A 348-nucleotide genomic window follows, 5' to 3' on the forward strand; every position below is an offset into this window, starting at 1 on the left:
CCGGAACCCCTCCGGCTCGGCCCCTCGGACGACGCCGAATGGGCGGCGTTCGCGGCGGAGGCGGTCCTAAGGGGCGCCGACGCCGCCGCGCTCGGCGACCTGAGCCGAGACCGCCGGATGCGTGCGGCCATCGACCTCTCGTGGAACGCCATCGCCAGCGAGGTCGCCGCCGCGGCGGACCGCGCCCCCGAGGTCGAGTCGGCCGTACTCCCGCTGCGCGCCCGCATCTCCGTACGAGCCGGTCTCGGCAACCTCGCCACCGGCCTGCGCCCGCCCGCCTCCGGCCACGACAACCCCCACTACTTCGACGACGCGGCCTGCGTACGGGCCTGCGTACTGGCCGTCGCC

Annotated in this window: 1 pseudogene; it reads left to right on the forward strand. The window is 76.4% G+C overall.

What is annotated here, in order from left to right:
* A pseudogene (locus AOK01_RS46005) lies at positions 1 to 348 on the forward strand (ADP-ribosylglycohydrolase family protein); the annotation flags it as partial.

The organism is Streptomyces aurantiacus, assembly GCF_001418335.1.
GTDB lineage: Bacteria > Actinomycetota > Actinomycetes > Streptomycetales > Streptomycetaceae > Streptomyces > Streptomyces aurantiacus.